Origin of the sequence: Chitinophaga sp. SYP-B3965, assembly GCF_009647655.1 — a bacterium.
GTDB lineage: Bacteria > Bacteroidota > Bacteroidia > Chitinophagales > Chitinophagaceae > Chitinophaga.
The window spans coordinates 284369-301782 of sequence record NZ_WJFD01000001.1 but is presented as its reverse complement, the minus strand read 5'-3'; the positions used below and the strand labels follow the sequence as shown (position 1 = coordinate 301782).

Here is a 17414-nt window from a genome sequence, read left to right as displayed (position 1 = left end):
TACGCGGCCCTATACAGACTGCATTGATAATCATACTACTGCAGTTCAAATATCTTGCCGGTATTATTTACTGCAAAGTTACGCATTTGCAGCCATCCGGTAGTTATTAACATATTGAGCCGGGATATGTTTTGATTTTTTACATTTGCTCCATGCAAAAAAGTCTGAGTGAACGTGACAAAGCCGTGATCTGGCATCCATATACACAAATGCAGACCGCTCCCGACCCTATTGGTATTGTGCGGGGAGAAGGCGCCCTTCTTTTTGACGAGAACGGAAACAGTTACCTGGATGCCACCTCCAGCTGGTGGGTGAACATTCACGGCCATGCCCATCCTTATATCACGGAAAAGATAGCCGAACAGGCCACTAAACTGCATCATATCATCTTTGCAGGATATACCCATGAACCAGCTGTAGAACTGGCAGAAAAACTCCTGCCAGTATTGCCGGGTTCCCAGCAGAAACTCTTCTATTCTGACAATGGTTCCACAGCTGTAGAAGTAGCCTTAAAAATGACCATCCAGTACTGGCAGAACAAAGGCCAGGCTAAAACGAGGATCCTGGCCTTCCGGAATGCCTATCACGGCGATACTTTCGGGGCCATGAGTGTGAGTGCCCGAAGTGTGTTCACCCGTGCCTTTGATGATTTCCTGTTTGAGGTCACTTTCCTGGACGTACCCGCTGCGGATAACATAGAGGCGCTCAAAGCTGCTGTGGATACCCATGCGGCAGATACCGCCGCCTTTATCTTTGAACCACTGGTACAAGGTTCAGGCGGCATGGTGATGTACGATGCGGATTGTTTTGATGCCCTGCTGCAACACTGCCGTGCACATAACATCCTGCTTATTGCAGATGAGGTGATGACCGGTTTCGGGCGTACAGGCAGCAACTTTGCCATGGAGCAACTACAAACCCCACCGGATATGATCACCCTCTCCAAAGGGCTTACCGGCGGCACCATTGCCATGGGCATCACTACCTGCACCAATGAGATCTACAACGCATTCCTTTCCACAGATAAGCTTAAAACCCTTTTCCACGGACATTCCTACACCGCCAATCCTTTAACCTGCGCCATAGCCCTTGCCAGCCTGGAACTGTTCCTCCGGCCGGAATGCAAAAAGGACAGGGAACGCATCAATGCCCGGCACCGCAACTTTGGCGTAGAACTAGCCTACCACCCGGATGTGAAGAATGTACGCTCGCTGGGAACGATACTGGCCTTTGAGATCGAAACAGGAGAAGCTGATGGTTATACAAATGATTTGGCCGCTTTCCTGCATCAGTTCTTCCGTGAAAAACGGGTGATGCTCCGGCCGCTGGGTAATACCCTGTATATCTTGCCGCCGTATTGCATTACAGATGAACAATTAACGGAGGTGTACGACAGCATCCATGAAATGCTGGCGAAGTACCAGGAACAATGGAACTAAATAAAAAAAGCAAGACCATTACGGTCTTGCTTTTTTCTTAAACATATCTTGTCGCTTAAAATTTCAGCGGAACAGCTATTTTGGTATCATCCCATTCCATTTGCAGATGGCCTTTAGGGAAAGAGAACGTTAATTTCTCAACCGTAGAAGCAGTTTTCTGACGGGGAACCTTTACAGTAGCTACATCGCTGCCTTTGTTCTTATCATAATCAAAAGCACCGGATTGAGCAGGGATGCTGTTCAGGATCACGGTGAATTCTTTTTCACCAGGCGTGATAAACAAAGCATAAGTACCCGCTTTCACTTTAGTACCGCCAAAGGTGGCATCTTTCTTAAAAGTGATATCGGTGGATTTGTTAGCACCTGCGCGCCATACTTTTCCGTAAGCTTCCAGACCAGGAAAGATCTGACGACCATTCTTGGAAGGTTGGCCATAAGCAATCTCAACGTTGTCGCCGGTTGCTGTTACACGTGGACTTTTCGGAGGATTTTGAGCCAGTACAGCGCTGCTTGTTACCAAGAAGGCCAGGGCAAATAACATACTTTTCATAAAAACAGGATTTTTATAATATTGAGATGGTAAATTACGGTGTTGCGTTCACAATTACCATACCACTCATCCAAAATCAGTTCTTTTCGCAGATATTACGGAGTTTATTCAACCCCTCTTCCATGGATGCACCAAACATGCGGTCCATGAGAAATCCCCGCAGTTTCCACCAGGGCGTCAACCCCACATTGGTTTCCAGGCGCCAGAGGATGGCAGTGCCTTTACCATCTGCCGTAGGTTTTAGTTCCAGGAACCCTTTTACCGGTTTCATGGCCGGGTGGGTCATATTGTAAGTAATGCCTTTCAAAGAGTCTGCCGCCACGATCTCTACCCTTCCGGAAGCGGTGCTGCCCACCGTATTACTCCAGGTGAACCATGCACCCTGACCAGAGGCAGGTTTGGAGTATTGCTGGAGCATATTGCCATCTCTTTTATAAGCAGGATCCCAGGGGTTCCATTCCGGCCACGTTTCCAGGTGGCTGATCTGTTCATACACGGTGGCCAGCGGTGCGTTAATGGAACCAGAACGCTCCATTCTTGCGGTAGAGGGGAATAGTAAGGATAAACCAAAGATCAGTGAACCGAAAATGAGCACTGCAATCAAAAACATTTTAACAAATCGCATATCCAAATAAAATATTAAGCCGTGGCTTCAGTTAACCGTTTGAGGTTATGCAGTCCTTTTTCAAAATCACCGCCTACCCATTTATCCATCATCTTCCCCATCAGTTTACGGAGAGGATTCTGCCCCATGTCTGCTTCCATGCCCCAGGTAACCCTTGTACCATCGGTCACCGTATCAAAACGGAAATACCCTTTGGCCGTTCCCTGCTGCGTGAAATTCATTTCGCTGGCAATATACTCATTCATACGCGATTCCGTGATAAGAAGGCTCCCCTTGCCCACGTTACGGTGACGGCTTTCCCAGGAATACCCGGCCCCTGCACCGGTATCCTTTGTGTGATATGCCATCTTCATTTGCGGATCATATCCATGCCAGGGAGACCATAACGGCCAGTTACGCAAAGCGTTCACCTGCGGAAAGATCCTGTCCGGCGGTGCTTTAATAAGCAGGGAGCGTTCCACTTTTACAAGGGAGGGTAAATAAAAGGAAAAGATGAATAGACCTAACACAAGTACGATCAACGCCCCAATAACGATATATAAGGCTTGTTGCATAAGATATAAGTTACGAAATTATTCCCATTTAAAAACCTTAATGGCTACCGCATATATCACAATACCCCAGAGGCTCAAAACCCCTATCTGGGGCCATACATCCCAAAGATGCAAACCTTCAAAAGCGATTTTACGCAAAGCATCGTTAAGATAAGTGAGGGGCATGATCTTACAAATGGGTTGCAGCCAGGAAGGGAATACATCTACCGAAAAAAAAGTGCCTGCCAGCAGGAACTGGGGCAGCGTAACAATATTCGCAAGGGGTGGAATGGTGCTTTCTGTTTTGGCAATGCCGCTTACCACAAAACCAAATCCCATAAATACGATCAATCCGAATAAACACAACGTGAGCATTTCCAGGAAAGTGGCAAAACCATTGATCAGTGTAAAACCGAAAAAGAAATAACCGATGCCGATGATGATCACGGAGCCGAAGGACTGGAACAGCAAACGCGCCAGTGCTTCTCCCAGGATAATATATAACCGGTTGATGGGGGTTGCGAAAAAACGTTTCAGTACCAATGTCTGCCGCAAACTAAAAAAGAGGAAGGCGGTACCAAACACGGCTGCGCTCAGCAGGGAAAAACCCAGTTGCCCGGGAAGGATAAAATCGATCCGTTTATAGGCGCGGCCGGGTACTTCTTCCGGTACGATCTGCGCGACTGTTGGTCTTGGGTATACGTTATTATCAAGATTATTGATGCTGCCGGATAAAATATTGAATAACAGCCCCGTATTTTCACCACTGGCAGTGGAAGTTTTCACATGTACTTTAAAAGCAGGGGGTGCACTGCCGGAATCAGCACGATATGCAGGTGTCCCGAATGCAGCACTACCAGAATCAATACTCAGATCAGCGTCTATCCGCAAAATAGCTACCAGCCGTCCTTTCCGCAGATCCTCTTCCATCTGCTCCTGCGCCATATCCGTGATCAGCCGGAGGTTCTTAAACCCTTTCAGCTGGGTATAGATCCCATTCGTAGTATCGGAAGCCTTATCCACCCCCACTTTCACAGCAACCCCGCTCCCGCCGATAAAACCAAATACCAGTATAAATATCAACGGAAAAGCCAGCGTGAACACCACCGCAGACGGACTGCGGAATATTGCTTTGATACTTGCCCTCGTGATAGCCCACATTGCCCTCCACTGATTATATTTCACTGCCATGCGTTTCTTTTAAAGGGTGTAAAGCTAATCCAGAAAAGAAGAATAACAAATGATTGCTGGGTTATAACCCAATAACTCCTGTTTAACAATTTTACGACCTCACACTCAAAGACATTTTATTAAGTTGCTCCTGTCCAAATAACCATAATATCTATCAACCAGAAACCGACCTTCTATGTCAGTAAAACAGCCTCAGGCAAGTCCGGCCGAACAACAGGAATTAGTTGCCCGGATGTGCAAGTGTTATGATGGTATTCTGAACAATCTCCAGGACTTTGATGCCTTCAGTGCGTCTCAGATCATCTGTAACGTGATCAATGAGCATATCAAACGATTAACAACGGTGATCCGCCATCACAATGAACTGGCAGAGTCCGCCGAGAAAAGCATGGAAGCACTCGCAGACGGCTTACGCCGGTTACGGATGCAGGCCCAGCAGATCGTGGATAACAACCACAACACCGTGATCCGCCTGAGCAGTGAAGAAAGGGATCCGGTATATTCAGAAGAAGGATAAGCAATTACGGACGGGGCGATAACCGGATGTACCGGGTATGTTCGTCTGATTTCGGATCCAGGTAATGCTGTAAAGCGAGAAGGTTTTTATCATCCTTCCATTTTATAGTAGTGGCTCCCCAGTTATGTAATTCCTGTTCCTGTAACAACACTGGTTTCCCTTCCGGCGTAAGCTGAAATAACTGGAAGCCATTGAGTGTGAACGCAGCCATGAGGTCCGTATTAGTGCAGATAAAATGTTTTTTGTCCGGTGATAATTCGGGTAAACCGATAGTACGGGTCATCTCCCCGGTACGGGAGTCGATCAGTTCATAGGAATGCCATTCATAACCTGCGTTAAACACTACCCAATGCTGTAAAGCAGGAAGGTATTTCTGATAAGCGTATTGCGTGTATTCATCGTTATCGCTGTTATTATTCACCATTACTTTCCGCTGGCCATTTGCCAGTGTTAAGATCAGGGAATCACCGGCACGACGAACGCGCGCACTATCCGGCAGGATGTTCACCGCCTCACTGGTATCAGATCTCCATTCAGGTATCTGATCGTATTCACCTTGTGTGGCCAGCGTGATATTATACAACTGCCCTCCGATCGTTACCGTATCGATCACCACCGCGGTGGCTGCGGAGGAATCAGGAACAGTTTGTGCACTGTCTTTATCTGTTTCAGCAGTAGGAACCGGCTGCTGGCAGGAAACAAAATAGAGCGCACTCAAAACAAAGGCTATTCGCTTCATAGGTAATATGTACATTAGACTGCAAGGTAACAAACCGCAACAAAAAGCAAAAGGGAAAAGCTGTTATGCTTTTCCCTTTCATTTTATAAGCTGAGTTCCATTATTGTATGATCAGGTTATACGGCAGTTTCGCCTGTATCTCTCCCGTTAATTGTTTCAGCTCCTTGATGGTCTGATACAACTGGTAATGTTCTCCCAGTTCTTCCTTCACCATACTGGCACGCACACCACCTAAGCTCTTGAAGAACTGCTGATAAGGATCTTTCGGTTTAGGATACGCTACGATCTTCACTTCCGCTACATTGGCCATACGCGCAGCACAATTCACCGCATCGTCTATACCACCCAGGCGGTCCACCAGGCCCATCTTCCGCGCCTGTATGCCCGTCCACACCCGGCCTTGTGCAATACTGTCCACTATAGTAGCCTGCAGTTTGCGGCCTTCTGTTACACGGTTTTTAAAAGTAGCGTAAATAGTATCTACAGAACGTTGCACCATGAACTTCTCTTTCTCTGTAAGCGGACGGCTGGTAGAACCAAGGTCTGCATACTCTGCTGTTTTCACTGCATCAAAAGTGATCCCGAGTTTGTTATTGAAGAAAGCCTGCATATTAGGCAAGATGGCAAATACACCAATAGAACCCGTGAGCGTGGTGGGTTCTGCGAAAATAGAATCCGCCATGCAGGAAATATAATAACCGCCGGAGGCTGCATAGTTACCCATGGTAACGATCACTGGTTTGGCTTTGCGTGCCAGCGTGAGTTCACGCCAGATGCCTTCAGATGCCAGTGCGCTGCCCCCCGGAGAGTTCACACGGAACACGATGGCTTTTATATCTTTATCCTGGCGCGCTTCGCGGATGGTTTTGATAAAATCTTCACTGGCAATCGCCTTATCTGCGGAACCACCCACAATATCTCCTTCCGCATAGATCAGGGCAATGTTGCCGCTGCCTTCGTAAGAAGAATTGGCTTCGTCGTATTTATTGAGCGCCACAAAATTCACTTTATCATCTCCTTTCAGGTTCAGCGTGCGTTTGATCTCATCCATGATCTCGTCGTCATATTTGAGGCCGTCTACCAGTTTGTATTTCAACGCATCTTCCGGATACTGGATAGTGGCTTCATTGGCATACTGATGCAGCGTAGCCGTATCAATACCGCGGGAAGCACCTACTTTCATGAGGAAATCCCCATACAGTTCACCGAGGAAAGCAGTGGTCTGAATGCGGTTGGCTTCCGTCATCTTTGTTTCGCGCAAAGGTTCCGTAGCGCTTTTGAACTTACCGTTATAGAAGATCTGCGGCTGGATCTCCAGTTTCTCCAGCGTACCTTTCAGGTACATCATGGTAACAGAGAACCCTGAAAAATCGATCCCGCCTTTAGGATGCAGGTATACTTTATTGGCAGCAGATGCGAGGAAGTAAGCGTTCTGGGAGATCACTTCTCCATAAGCATATACAAACTTCTTACTCTTGGCAAAATCCACTATGGCCCGGCGGATCTCTTCACTGGAAGCATATCCGTTGCCGTTCCCGTCTGCCTTCAGGTAAATGCCTTTTACGTTGTCATCTGTTGCAGCCTGCCTGATCAGGCGTACGGCATCATACAAACCAGGATCTGAGCCGGCGCCGTCTCCCGTTAAAGCACGTAAAGGTGTTTGAACACGTTGTTCTGCGTAATGGTCGTTCAGATCAATTACCAGCACTGCATTGGAGCCTACCACTACTTTTTTATCAGAAGTCATTCTAACGGCTATCATCAGCACGAAAAAGAAACCTACGATACTAAAAACAATAAGGGCTACAAAGGAAGCAAAGAAAAACTTTAAGAAACTGCGCATGTTAATTGATTAGTTTAGATTTTGGTTCGTTGGTGTACGGGTTAATATACCCCTCCTTCTCTCCCCAAAATGCGAAATCCTTCATTAATTTTTCCAAAAATAAGGAATATGGCTACTTTTGGGCCGTCTAAATACATGAATACAGCAATATTACTTATAGGTGGCAATATGGGAGACCGCCCAAAATTCCTTCAACAGGCCGTGGCATTGATCGCAGCAAGGGCGGGGCATATCCTCAAGGAATCCACCATGTATGAAACCGCCCCCTGGGGGGATGTGCAGCAGCCGGACTACCTGAACCAGGCCCTGGTGCTGGAAACAACCATGGAGGCGCCGGCTTTGCTGGACGTGCTGCTGGAGATTGAAAAGGAGATTGGCCGGGTGCGCCGCCAGAAATGGGGCTCCCGGGTGATAGATATCGATATGATCTTCTTTAACCAGGAAGTGATCACCCTCCCGCAGCTCAAGGTGCCGCATCCGCAAATGCAAAACCGCCGGTTTGTACTGGCTCCTTTGCAGGAGATCATCCCGTTATGGGTACACCCTATTCTGCAACTCACTGTTAACCAGCTGCTGGAAGCCTGCCCGGACCCCTTACCCGCGTTTAAGTTCACCACAGCGGCCCATTAACTATGCAATACCGTTTCATCACCATAGAAGGTAATATCGGCGCAGGAAAAACAACCCTGGCCACTAAACTGGCAGAACACCTGCAGGCAAAACTGATCCTGGAAGGTTTTGCGGATAACCCTTTCCTGCCCAAATTCTACAAAGAACCGGATCAATACGCCTTTCCACTGGAGCTTTTCTTTATGGCAGAACGGTATAAACAGCTGAAAGAGCTTCTTAGCGGGCAAGACCTCTTCTCCCGGCACACCGTGAGCGATTATCTTTTCGTCAAAAGCCTGCTATTCGCTAAAATGAACTTAAAGGAAGATGAGTTCTCCCTTTACCAGAAATTGTTCGACATCATCAATCCGCAACTGGCACAGCCGGACTTGCTGATCTATCTGCATGCCCCGGTGAGCCAGCTGCAGCAGAACATTAAAAAGCGCAACCGGGCATACGAACAACAGATCCCGGATACTTACCTGGCCAATGTGCAGGATATGTACACACAGTTTATCCGCCAGCACCCGGTACGTACACTGCTGGTAGATACTACCAAAATGGATTTCCTCCGCAGTGCAGAGGATTTTCAAACCCTCCTCACTGCGTTGGAAGTGGATTACCCCATTGGGATCACCTATCTATAGTTATATTGTTCCTCCCTATTTTAGGAGAGTCAAAAAGGAACATTCAAGTTCCCCAGAAAATCCACAAAATCATCTACTAACTCTACCGTGACCTCATCAATATTAAAACCTGGAATATTAAGATTGATAATGGAATTATAAATTCCGCTGATGGCATCGTTACCAAGCCTTGAAAAGATACTATCCCAAAGAGGGCCACCACCATTGATCTGTTGTAATTCTGCAGGATTCAGTTCCATGCAGCCAAATTGATTGTTTTCCATAAATTGTTATTTAGTATTAGTAAAAAATAAGATGTAGAATAGGAAAGGTGACAGGATTACTCCCATCACCTTCCCTTTTAGTTTCTCTTGTTAATTACGCAGCTATAATAACCGGATCTACAAAAGAAGTCAGCAACGAGTTAGCCAATGCGCCCGCTAATGGAACTGTTGCCACAAAACCTTTTGATAAGAAATAAATGCCTTTGCCTAAGGTCAGGAGGTCACTCAGGTAACCGCCGCCATTGATTTGTTGCAGTTCTGTTGGATTCAGATCCTCACAACCGAATTGTTTGTTTTCCATAGATTGTTTGTTTGGTGAAGAAAATGGGGTGTAAAAGCTAGTCACCAAAAATAATATAATCAACAACTACAAGCCCGTTCAATCCTGTTCATTTTCAACCCCTTTGTTCATTCTGTTCAGTGCCATTCAAAAAATATTTACCCCTCTTCTAGGGGGAAGCCTCATTTCTCCGTCATAGAAGCAGAACCTTACCAAAAACAGGAATATCATGAAAACATTCATTATCGCTTGCGCCATACTGCTGGGAGCACAGTTCGCCAAAGCACAACAGATCGAAACGCTCTCTTTCAAAAGTAAAAATGGTAGTGGCAGCACTAAAGTAGGCGCTTATGGCACTGCCTTAGGTAAACTCTCTTATATAGATGGCAAACTGGCTGTATTTACCGGTGGTTATGGTGGTGTATTGCTGAATAAAAAGATCCTCCTGGGTGCAGGCGCCTATTCCCTGGCTAACAATATCTACGTACCGGGATATGATGACAACCGTAAATACAATCTCTGGTATACCGGTGGTGTATTTGAATACGTGCACAATTCAGATAAGCTCTTCCATTGGTCTGCCGGTACATTGATAGGCGGTGGTGGTATTTCCACCAGAACAGGCTATGATGATCATGACCGCAGGGATGATGTACATGCACGCAGTTCCGTATTTGTGGCAGAACCTTTTGTGAATGTAGAAATGAACATCACTTCTTACTTACGCATTGTGGCTGGCGGAACTTACCGCGGTGTATTTGGCGCAGGCTCCAATGTGGGGATCACCAATGAAAAACTGAGCGCGCCAGGCTTCCACCTGGGTGTTAAAGCAGGCCTGTTTTAACCGTTTATACAATACCATTTGCACCTTTTGCACGATTTAAGCTAATTTTGGCCGCCGGGAACTGAAAAATTCAGCCCGGCTTTCGCCATATATAAAACCCTGCTTTGTTTTGAAACGTGCCACTTTTATACTCTCTATAGCTTTCACCTTATTGTATGCTCCCCGTTTGTACGCGCAGCAGCCGCTGAGTAAAACGGTATCTTTCCGTGTGGTGAATAAACCCGTAGATACCCTGCTGGCCATCATCAGCCGGCAAAGCCAATGCTCCTTTTCTTTTGCAGGCAGCCCTTTCCGGGGAGACAGTCTCGTTACCTTTACCATCACCAGGAAACCCGTAAAACAAGTATTGGATCTCCTCTTCGGCGGCCGCATTCAATATGTGGAAAGCGGGGATAATATCATCCTTCAACGCGCAGAACAGCACCGGGAAAGGAATTATGTGATCAGCGGATATGTGCGTGACAGGGAAAACGGGCAGGCGATCTCCAACGTCAGTATCTACGATAATACCAACCTCGCCTCTGCCTTCACCAATAATGAAGGATTCTTTCATCTCCGGCTGAAGGACAAAGGCAGGCAGCCTTCTATTCAACTCACAGTGAGCAAAGAGTTTTATACCGATACCGCATTATACGTGCTGCCGGGTTTTGACAGGGAAATATCCGTGGCCATTGCCCCTGCTAAAACTGTTGTGCTGAAGGAATTCATCGTGTCTGACCAGGTGGAAAAAACCTGGCTGGGCAGGCGCCTGCTCTCTGAAGGATTAAGAAGGCAAACACAGAACATCTCTAAATTCTTTGCGGATAAACCGGTACAAACTTCCTTAGTGCCTGCTATTGGTTCCCATGGTAAAATGGCGGGCCAGGTAGTGAATAAATTCTCGCTGAACCTCGTGGGCGGTTACTCCGGAGGCCTGAACGGTGCGGAAATTGCCGGTGGTTTTAATATCGATAAAAAGGATGTGCAATACGCACAGGTAGCCGGCATCTTTAACATGGTAGGCGGAAAAATGAATGGCGCGCAAGCTACCGGCGGATACAACCATGTGATGCAATCCGTAACCGGCGCACAGGCAGCAGGCATTGCGAATGTAGCTAAAGGCCCGATGAAAGGCGCACAGGCTACCGGTGGATTGAACACTGTAGGCGATAGCGCCAAAGGTGCGCAGGCCGCGGGCATCAGTAATATGGTGAAAGGGAACCTCACAGGCGTACAGGCTACAGGTGGCCTGAACCAGGTAGGCGGAGATGTAGTGGGTGCACAGGCTTCCGGCATCAGCAATTTCAACCAGGGTGATCTTACAGGCGCCAGCATTACAGGTGGCCTGAACTTTACCAGCGGGAATGTGGAGGGTGCACAATTGGCAGGCATCTTCAATGCAACCCGCAGCAATCTGTATGGTGTGCAAATATCCGGTATCGGTAACTCAGCCGGCGACACCATGGCCGGCATGCAATTAGGGGCAATCTTTAATTACAGCCGCCGCCTCACAGGTCTACAGTTTGCACTGGTGAATATAGCAGATACATCTTCCGGCCTCAGCATCGGCCTACTGAATATTATCCGCAAAGGAGGATATTACAAACTCTCTGTTGATGCAAATGATATCATGCCGTTGAACCTTACTTTCAAAAGCGGGCGCAAACAATTCTACACACTGCTCACCGGCGGTATGGATAACGAGCTGTATCAGGTGGGCTTTGGTATTGGCAGATCATTCACCATCAGGAAGAACATGGCTATCACCACAGACATTATGCAGCTGAATGTATTTGATAAAGATTGGAAAAGTCTTGCACAGGTATATCGCTTTCAACCCCTGTTCAATTTCAGTATAACAAAATGGTTTTCTATACATGCAGGGCCTGCTATTTCTATTACGGAATATGCAAGCGGCTTCAACAAATTCAACAGCTTAAATCCAAGGAGTTTATTAGGATGGCAGGCAGGCATCAGCTTTTTTTAAGCCCCGCCGCTACAAAACCACTCGTCCATGCGTGCTGAAAATTAAAACCTCCGGTGATCCCATCCACATCCATGATCTCTCCCGCAAAGAAAAGACCCGGCGTTACCCTGCTCTGCATGGTATTAGGGTCTATCTCGCTTAAGCGGATCCCGCCGCAGGTCACAAATTCTTCCTTAAAAGTAGTTTTACCCTTCACCGGAAATTCCATGCCCGTTAAATGACGGATCAGTTTATTCTGTTCCTTACCCGGCAATTCAGACCAGCGGGTTTCTTCGTGTATCCCGGACTGTTGTAACAGGAAATGCCATAATCGTTGCGGCAATCCGAAGGGGTTCTTTGTATAGATCATCTGCCCGCCCATATCCAGCCGCCATTGTGGCCAGGTTTCGCGGAGAGAGTTTTCGTTATAGTCCGGCAGCCAGTTCACCAGCAACGTGAACGTATAATCCTGTTCCTGTAAAAGGCGGGCGCCCCATGCAGAAAGCCGCAGGATCACCGGTCCGCTCATGCCCCAGTGCGTGATCAGCAGTGGCCCGGATTCCTGTAGTTTAGTACCGGCTACTTTTACCTGCGCCAGCGGTACAGATACGCCCATCAGCGCTGTGATGGGGTTCTTTGGCATATTGAAGGTGAATAAGGAGGGTGCAGGTGTTTCTATGCTGTGCCCAAGGGCTTGCAGCCAGGAAAACTTCTCCGCCTGTGCATATCCGCCTGCTGCGATACAAACATATTGTGCGGTTATTTCCTGCCCGTCCTGCAAATGCACCGTCCAGCCATCTGTGCTTTTTGCCAGGCGCGCCACGTCCGCATGCATTTTTACCTGCACCTGGTAGCGATCTGCTTCCCGCAGCAAACAATCAATAATGGTCTGGGAATTATCTGTTACAGGGAACATCCTGCCATCCTCTTCCGTTTTCAGGGTCACCCCTCTTTCTGCAAACCACTGGATGGTATCCGGCACAAAAAAATGGGTAAAGGCCTTTTTCAGGAACTGGGTACCCCGGGGATAACGTTTCACCATATCCGGGATACTGCTCAGGGCATGTGTTACATTACAACGGCCACCGCCGGAAACTTTTACTTTGGAAAGCAGCTTGCCCGTTTTTTCCAACAGCCATACTTCCAGCCCTGGATGCAGCCTTGCGGCATTTACCGCGCAAAAGAAGCCCGCAGCGCCACCACCTATCACCACCAGCCTGTTCATACTTTTACCATTTTTTGTTCGTTAGGGAAAGAAGCCATCCGGCGAATTTCGGATTTATGCTTTAAATATGAAATGTTAAAATCTCAAAGAGACTATCTACCAATTATTCGTAATTCACTATCTTGTTGGTTTAAACACATTCTGATCCATGCAACGCAAATCCCTGCACAAACTTCGTTACCTATTGATCTCCTGTGTATTAGCTACGGGAATCTGGGGAGCGTTCGGCTTTACACCACCAGACGACTGGGCAGCACGAATCCAACAGGCTTTAGCCAAATTCACCGGGAACTATCCGCAAGAGAAAGTTTACCTGCAGTTGGATAAGGATTATTATGCCGCAGGAGAAACCGTATGGTTCTCCGGGTTCCTCACCCTCAACGATCTCCCTGCCGTTGGCGCCCGCAACCTCTACGCAGAGTTACGGGACCAGAAAGGGGCTATTGTACAGAAGGAACTGGTATTTGTAAATGAAGGCGCAGCTTCCGGAGAATTCACCTTACCGGAAAACATGAAACCCGGACTTTACCAGGTAAGGGCATACACCGCATGGATGCTCAACTTCGATTCTACTTTCCTTTTCTATAAGAACATCCAGGTATTTGATCCTAAAACAGGCAAATCAGGCGAAGAAATAGCGAGTAAAGATTATGCTGTTCAGTTCTTCCCGGAAGGCGGAGACCTGATCAATGAGGTGAGCAGCACTGTAGCATTCAAAGCCATCGACCAGAACGGTTATCCGATGAAAGTAGCCGGCGCCGTAAGGGATGAAAGTGATAAACAGGTAGCGGTGATAACAACCGTACACGATGGGATGGGTACTTTTGATTTGAAACCTGAAGCAGGTAAAACCTATAAAGCCGTGGTCCAGTCCGCCGGCGGGCAACAGAAAACATTCCCGCTGCCTGTAGCCAAACCATCCGGTGTAGCATTGAAAGTATATAACCGCGGAGCACGCATCTTTTACCTCACCGGTTTCAATGGCATAGATACCAGCAACAATGAGTTATTACTGGTGGCGCAAATGCAAAATCAGCTGATCTATAAAGCAGTGCTGAATATAGAAGAAGGAAAAGTGAGCGGGCTGATACCCACCACCAATCTGCCCTCCGGCCTCCTGCAACTGACCGTGTTCGATAAAGAAGGACGCCCGCTTACGGAACGCCTTGTTTATGTGAATCAGAAACAGGACCTGATAGATTTCTTCCTCGATCCGCAGGAATTAAATAAAGGCCCGCGCCAGCGTACAGAACTTGTGCTGCAGGTACCGGATTCCATGCTGGGACATTTGAGTGTATCTGTAACGGATGCAGACCAGGTGGCGAGAGATGAATATGCGAATAACATCATCACCCATAGCCTGCTCACTTCTGATATCCATGGATACGTGCATAATCCTTACTGGTATTTCCAGAACGACAGCACCATGCAAACGCTGGACCTCGTGATGCTTACCAATGGATGGAGGCGCTTTAACTGGCAACAGATCCTCCAGGATAAATTCCCGAAGATCACGTATCCTTATGAACAGGGTATCTCTATCACCGGTACCGCATTTACTTCCGGCAGAAATCCTGTAACAGACGGCAGCGTGAACTTCATCATTAAAATTCCGGTGGACAGTTCTTCTGCATTTGCTTCTGCACCGGTGAGCAACAAAGGGCAGTTCTCACTCAGCAATCTAATGTTCAACGATACGGCCCAGGTATATTTCCAGGGTAATATGACCAATAAAAAGTGGAAGGATGTGGACGTGCAGTTTGACCGTCACTTCTTTGATAACTTTGCGGCGGTTAAAACGCCTATTCCTTTATTACCGCCACCTCCGATGGATAACAAGGTAATGAAGAACTACCTGGCTACCGTACTGGAAGGCAACAGTGTGATCAGGAGCATGACCAATCGTACTATCTATCTGAAAGAAGTGAACATCAACGCCAAGAAACCTGCACCGGAAGAAACAACAGAGAAACGTTATGCCAGTGGTATGTTCTCCGGCGGAGATGGTTACACCTTCGATCTCACCAATGAGAATCCTACTTCCTTTAACGTATTCCAGTATCTGCAGTCGAGGGTAGCTGGTTTGCAGATCAATGGAGATATGAGCAACCCCACCCTCTCCTGGCGTGGTGGCGCACCGGGCGTATACCTGGATCAGATGCCGGTAGATATCAGCACCGTGGCCAATATGCCGATGTCTGATGTGGCGCTCATCAAAGTATTCCGTCCTCCCTTTATGGGTGGCTTTGGCGGCGGCAATGGTGCTATTGCTATCTGGACGCGCAGAGGCGGAGATAATAAAGGAGATCCCAATGCCAAGGGTATGGAACTGCTGAAGAAAGGTGGTTACAAGATCATCAAAGAATTCTATAGTCCTGATTACGCGGTGAAGAAAGCAGTGCATTCACTGGCAGATAAACGCCTCACTTTATACTGGAATGCGAACCTGCGATATGACACTACGAATCATACCGCCAGGATCATCTTCTATAACAATGACTTCACTAAGAATTTCCACGTAGTAGTAGAGGCAATGGACCAGTATGGCCGTGTGGGAAGAGTAGCTAAGGATTTTTAATTTTCATTTTCTTCTAAATAAAAAAGGCTTTTGCAAACACAGAAGCTTTTTAGAACATAAAAAAGACCTCCGCAACACGGAAGCCTTCTAAAATAAAAAAATCCCCCGTTCCTGCGAGCGGGGGATTTTTTTATTCAGAAGAATCAAAGCTCCAGCTTATTCAAAAGAAATTAATCTTTCAGCTTATTCAGATAGAAACTCAATTTAAACAGCAGCTCATCCTGCAACCCTGCCCTCACCTGCGCTTCTTCCTCCGTAATACCCAAACGGCGCAACCGCTGATAGTATACATAAGAACCACCGATCAGTTCGAGGCACTCTTCGATCTTCGTTTTCACTTCTGCTTCCTTCGCCTTTTTATCAAATTCCTTCTTGGAAAGTATCTTGTCTACAAAATAGAAAGCATCCTTATCCTCCGTCCATTTACCATCTTCCTGGTGCTGTGGTTTATACACCTCCAGGTAGCTGTTATCCAGTTTCAACGGTTCGCCAAATTCCGCTTTGATATCGATCACCATTGGCTTCTCAGCTGCAGGGTTAGCAAGGCGTTTTTTAATCGCATTACTGATCTCAATACCCAGCTCTCCGCTGTTCATCAGCAATTGATTCAACTCCGTGAATTCCAGCCCGATGGTGATGCGGGTGTAACGCGTACCGGTTTTGATCTTACCAAACAGCGTGGGCATTGTTTTATCATCAAACACAATATCCTCTACCTGTACTTTGGAGATCGTTTTGTAATTGGGCTTGTAACCTTCTTCCGCAGGTGAAAGCCGCCTGTTCTGTGGTTTAGCCACTTCCTGGCGACGCAGATGCGTAATAAAGTCATCCACAAAGTTCAGCTGGTATTTCTTCAGTTTGGTGTACAGCTCGTGTGTGGAATAATTGTTGATCTTGCTTAACACCAGCAGATCCTCCCAGCTGTTATGCTTCTGCACACGCTTCAGTTCATCCATCACTTCCTGAGCTGCCACATTCCGGCGATACAATAACTCCCCGATCAGAAATACAGCATACTCGTGAGAAGGATATCCCAACTCCGGCAATACATCAAACGGACTCCTTTTCTGATCACGGCCTTGTGTGAGTAATTCAAGATCTGTCATAACAGGTGCTAATAAATACTTACGGGCCGCCGTACGCAATTTCTTGCTTACATAATCTAACAGCTGGTCATTTACTACACTATGATTTACGAAATCGTGCAGTATTTGTACAAACCGTTTCGATACCGGTAAACCGAACTGAGTGAGGATATCTGTCTCCAGGTCCTGCACCGTGTCCACGCCCCCCGCGCTGGCCGTTTTTTTAGTCTTTTTCTCTAGCTTCTGATAATGCTGGTAATACTCCTGCAATTTTAATTTCAGCTGATCCATACACATATTAAGTTGAATATCAATCTACTATATAATTTTTCTTTCACTCATAGGCACAAAATAGCCCAGCACTTCGCATGCTGGGCTAGTAAGTTTCGGGTGAATTGCGAGAGGCAAAGATAAGGCATTTTTTGTGGAAATCATGTGCATAACCACCCCTCTCTAACAGATTTCCAACCATCATATGTTAGGTATCTTAGCCTCAGTAAC

At 47.1% G+C, this 17414-nt stretch carries 17 protein-coding genes; 7 read left to right on the top strand and 10 right to left on the bottom strand.

What is annotated here, in order from left to right; all coding sequences use genetic code 11:
• Window positions 1-152: 152 nt before the first annotated feature.
• Window positions 153-1439, top strand: a complete 1287-nt coding sequence (gene bioA / locus GFS24_RS01210) for an adenosylmethionine--8-amino-7-oxononanoate transaminase (RefSeq protein WP_153657749.1) — start codon at window positions 153-155, stop codon at window positions 1437-1439.
• A gap of 55 nt (window positions 1440-1494) precedes the next feature.
• Here bioA and GFS24_RS01205 read toward each other — a convergent pair whose 3' ends face one another.
• The 4 genes from GFS24_RS01205 to GFS24_RS01190 form a co-directional block, all read right to left on the bottom strand.
• The gene (locus GFS24_RS01205; protein ID WP_153657748.1) at window positions 1495-1989 is read right to left on the bottom strand and encodes a DUF2911 domain-containing protein; all 495 of its coding nucleotides are present in this window, start codon (window positions 1987-1989) and stop codon (window positions 1495-1497) included.
• Between the two features lie 76 nt (window positions 1990-2065).
• On the bottom strand, window positions 2066-2614 hold the full coding sequence (locus GFS24_RS01200; protein WP_153657747.1) for an SRPBCC family protein: 549 nt from the start codon (window positions 2612-2614) through the stop codon (window positions 2066-2068).
• 14 nt (window positions 2615-2628) lie between these two features.
• A complete protein-coding gene (locus GFS24_RS01195; protein WP_153657746.1) occupies window positions 2629-3168 on the bottom strand; it encodes an SRPBCC family protein in 540 nt (179 codons plus the stop codon).
• 18 nt (window positions 3169-3186) lie between these two features.
• A complete protein-coding gene (locus tag GFS24_RS01190; protein ID WP_153657745.1) occupies window positions 3187-4338 on the bottom strand; it encodes an ABC transporter permease in 1152 nt (383 codons plus the stop codon).
• Between the two features lie 175 nt (window positions 4339-4513).
• Here GFS24_RS01190 and GFS24_RS01185 point away from each other — a divergent pair, with 175 nt between their 5' ends.
• Complete coding sequence (locus tag GFS24_RS01185; RefSeq protein ID WP_153657744.1) at window positions 4514-4855, top strand: hypothetical protein; 342 nt, start codon at window positions 4514-4516, stop codon at window positions 4853-4855.
• Between the two features lie 4 nt (window positions 4856-4859).
• Here GFS24_RS01185 and GFS24_RS01180 read toward each other — a convergent pair whose 3' ends face one another.
• Both GFS24_RS01180 and sppA read right to left on the bottom strand, forming a co-directional pair.
• Window positions 4860-5594, bottom strand: a complete 735-nt coding sequence (locus GFS24_RS01180) for a hypothetical protein (RefSeq protein ID WP_153657743.1) — start codon at window positions 5592-5594, stop codon at window positions 4860-4862.
• A gap of 100 nt (window positions 5595-5694) precedes the next feature.
• Window positions 5695-7437 carry a signal peptide peptidase SppA gene (sppA, locus tag GFS24_RS01175; protein WP_153657742.1) on the bottom strand — a complete coding sequence of 581 codons (1743 nt, stop codon included), beginning with the start codon at window positions 7435-7437 and terminating at the stop codon, window positions 5695-5697.
• A gap of 135 nt (window positions 7438-7572) precedes the next feature.
• On the opposite strand from sppA, the gene folK reads away from it, so the two are divergent.
• Window positions 7573-8067 (top strand): 2-amino-4-hydroxy-6-hydroxymethyldihydropteridine diphosphokinase, encoded by a 495-nt coding sequence (folK, locus tag GFS24_RS01170; RefSeq protein ID WP_153657741.1) that lies wholly within the window; start codon window positions 7573-7575, stop codon window positions 8065-8067.
• A gap of 2 nt (window positions 8068-8069) precedes the next feature.
• Entirely contained in the window at window positions 8070-8693 is a 624-nt protein-coding gene (locus GFS24_RS01165; protein ID WP_153657740.1) for a deoxynucleoside kinase, read from the top strand.
• A gap of 29 nt (window positions 8694-8722) precedes the next feature.
• Here the strand turns inward: GFS24_RS01165 and GFS24_RS01160 are convergent, their stop codons facing one another.
• Both GFS24_RS01160 and GFS24_RS01155 read right to left on the bottom strand, forming a co-directional pair.
• Complete coding sequence (locus tag GFS24_RS01160; RefSeq protein ID WP_153657739.1) at window positions 8723-8956, bottom strand: hypothetical protein; 234 nt, start codon at window positions 8954-8956, stop codon at window positions 8723-8725.
• A gap of 94 nt (window positions 8957-9050) precedes the next feature.
• On the bottom strand, window positions 9051-9257 hold the full coding sequence (locus tag GFS24_RS01155; protein WP_153657738.1) for a hypothetical protein: 207 nt from the start codon (window positions 9255-9257) through the stop codon (window positions 9051-9053).
• Window positions 9258-9465: 208 nt separating this feature from the next.
• Here GFS24_RS01155 and GFS24_RS01150 point away from each other — a divergent pair, with 208 nt between their 5' ends.
• A complete protein-coding gene (locus GFS24_RS01150) occupies window positions 9466-10080 on the top strand; it encodes a hypothetical protein (protein WP_153657737.1) in 615 nt (204 codons plus the stop codon).
• A 109-nt stretch (window positions 10081-10189) separates the two neighbouring features.
• A complete protein-coding gene (locus GFS24_RS01145) occupies window positions 10190-12046 on the top strand; it encodes a hypothetical protein (RefSeq protein WP_153657736.1) in 1857 nt (618 codons plus the stop codon).
• On the opposite strand, the gene GFS24_RS01140 is transcribed toward GFS24_RS01145, so the two are convergent.
• Window positions 12033-13250 (bottom strand): NAD(P)/FAD-dependent oxidoreductase, encoded by a 1218-nt coding sequence (locus GFS24_RS01140; RefSeq protein ID WP_153657735.1) that lies wholly within the window; start codon window positions 13248-13250, stop codon window positions 12033-12035. The genes GFS24_RS01145 and GFS24_RS01140 overlap by 14 nt on opposite strands.
• Window positions 13251-13398: 148 nt before the next feature.
• Between GFS24_RS01140 and GFS24_RS01135 the strand changes: the two genes are divergently transcribed.
• A complete protein-coding gene (locus GFS24_RS01135) occupies window positions 13399-15828 on the top strand; it encodes an MG2 domain-containing protein (RefSeq protein WP_153657734.1) in 2430 nt (809 codons plus the stop codon).
• Window positions 15829-15998: 170 nt separating this feature from the next.
• On the opposite strand, the gene GFS24_RS01130 is transcribed toward GFS24_RS01135, so the two are convergent.
• The gene (locus GFS24_RS01130; RefSeq protein ID WP_153657733.1) at window positions 15999-17204 is read right to left on the bottom strand and encodes a hypothetical protein; all 1206 of its coding nucleotides are present in this window, start codon (window positions 17202-17204) and stop codon (window positions 15999-16001) included.
• Window positions 17205-17414 lie beyond the last annotated feature (210 nt).

Excerpts from the sequence above, each read along its gene's own strand:
- bioA (WP_153657749.1), top strand. The coding sequence starts at position 153 with ATGCAAAAAAGTCTGAGTGAACGTGACAAAGCCGTGATCTGGCATCCA.
- GFS24_RS01205 (WP_153657748.1), bottom strand. The coding sequence starts at position 1,989 with ATGAAAAGTATGTTATTTGCCCTGGCCTTCTTGGTAACAAGCAGCGCT.
- GFS24_RS01200 (WP_153657747.1), bottom strand. The coding sequence starts at position 2,614 with ATGCGATTTGTTAAAATGTTTTTGATTGCAGTGCTCATTTTCGGTTCA.
- GFS24_RS01195 (WP_153657746.1), bottom strand. The coding sequence starts at position 3,168 with ATGCAACAAGCCTTATATATCGTTATTGGGGCGTTGATCGTACTTGTG.
- GFS24_RS01190 (WP_153657745.1), bottom strand. The coding sequence starts at position 4,338 with ATGGCAGTGAAATATAATCAGTGGAGGGCAATGTGGGCTATCACGAGG.
- GFS24_RS01185 (WP_153657744.1), top strand. The coding sequence starts at position 4,514 with ATGTCAGTAAAACAGCCTCAGGCAAGTCCGGCCGAACAACAGGAATTA.
- GFS24_RS01180 (WP_153657743.1), bottom strand. The coding sequence starts at position 5,594 with ATGAAGCGAATAGCCTTTGTTTTGAGTGCGCTCTATTTTGTTTCCTGC.
- sppA (WP_153657742.1), bottom strand. The coding sequence starts at position 7,437 with ATGCGCAGTTTCTTAAAGTTTTTCTTTGCTTCCTTTGTAGCCCTTATT.
- folK (WP_153657741.1), top strand. The coding sequence starts at position 7,573 with ATGAATACAGCAATATTACTTATAGGTGGCAATATGGGAGACCGCCCA.
- GFS24_RS01165 (WP_153657740.1), top strand. The coding sequence starts at position 8,070 with ATGCAATACCGTTTCATCACCATAGAAGGTAATATCGGCGCAGGAAAA.
- GFS24_RS01160 (WP_153657739.1), bottom strand. The coding sequence starts at position 8,956 with ATGGAAAACAATCAATTTGGCTGCATGGAACTGAATCCTGCAGAATTA.
- GFS24_RS01155 (WP_153657738.1), bottom strand. The coding sequence starts at position 9,257 with ATGGAAAACAAACAATTCGGTTGTGAGGATCTGAATCCAACAGAACTG.
- GFS24_RS01150 (WP_153657737.1), top strand. The coding sequence starts at position 9,466 with ATGAAAACATTCATTATCGCTTGCGCCATACTGCTGGGAGCACAGTTC.
- GFS24_RS01140 (WP_153657735.1), bottom strand. The coding sequence starts at position 13,250 with ATGAACAGGCTGGTGGTGATAGGTGGTGGCGCTGCGGGCTTCTTTTGC.
- GFS24_RS01135 (WP_153657734.1), top strand. The coding sequence starts at position 13,399 with ATGCAACGCAAATCCCTGCACAAACTTCGTTACCTATTGATCTCCTGT.
- GFS24_RS01130 (WP_153657733.1), bottom strand. The coding sequence starts at position 17,204 with ATGGATCAGCTGAAATTAAAATTGCAGGAGTATTACCAGCATTATCAG.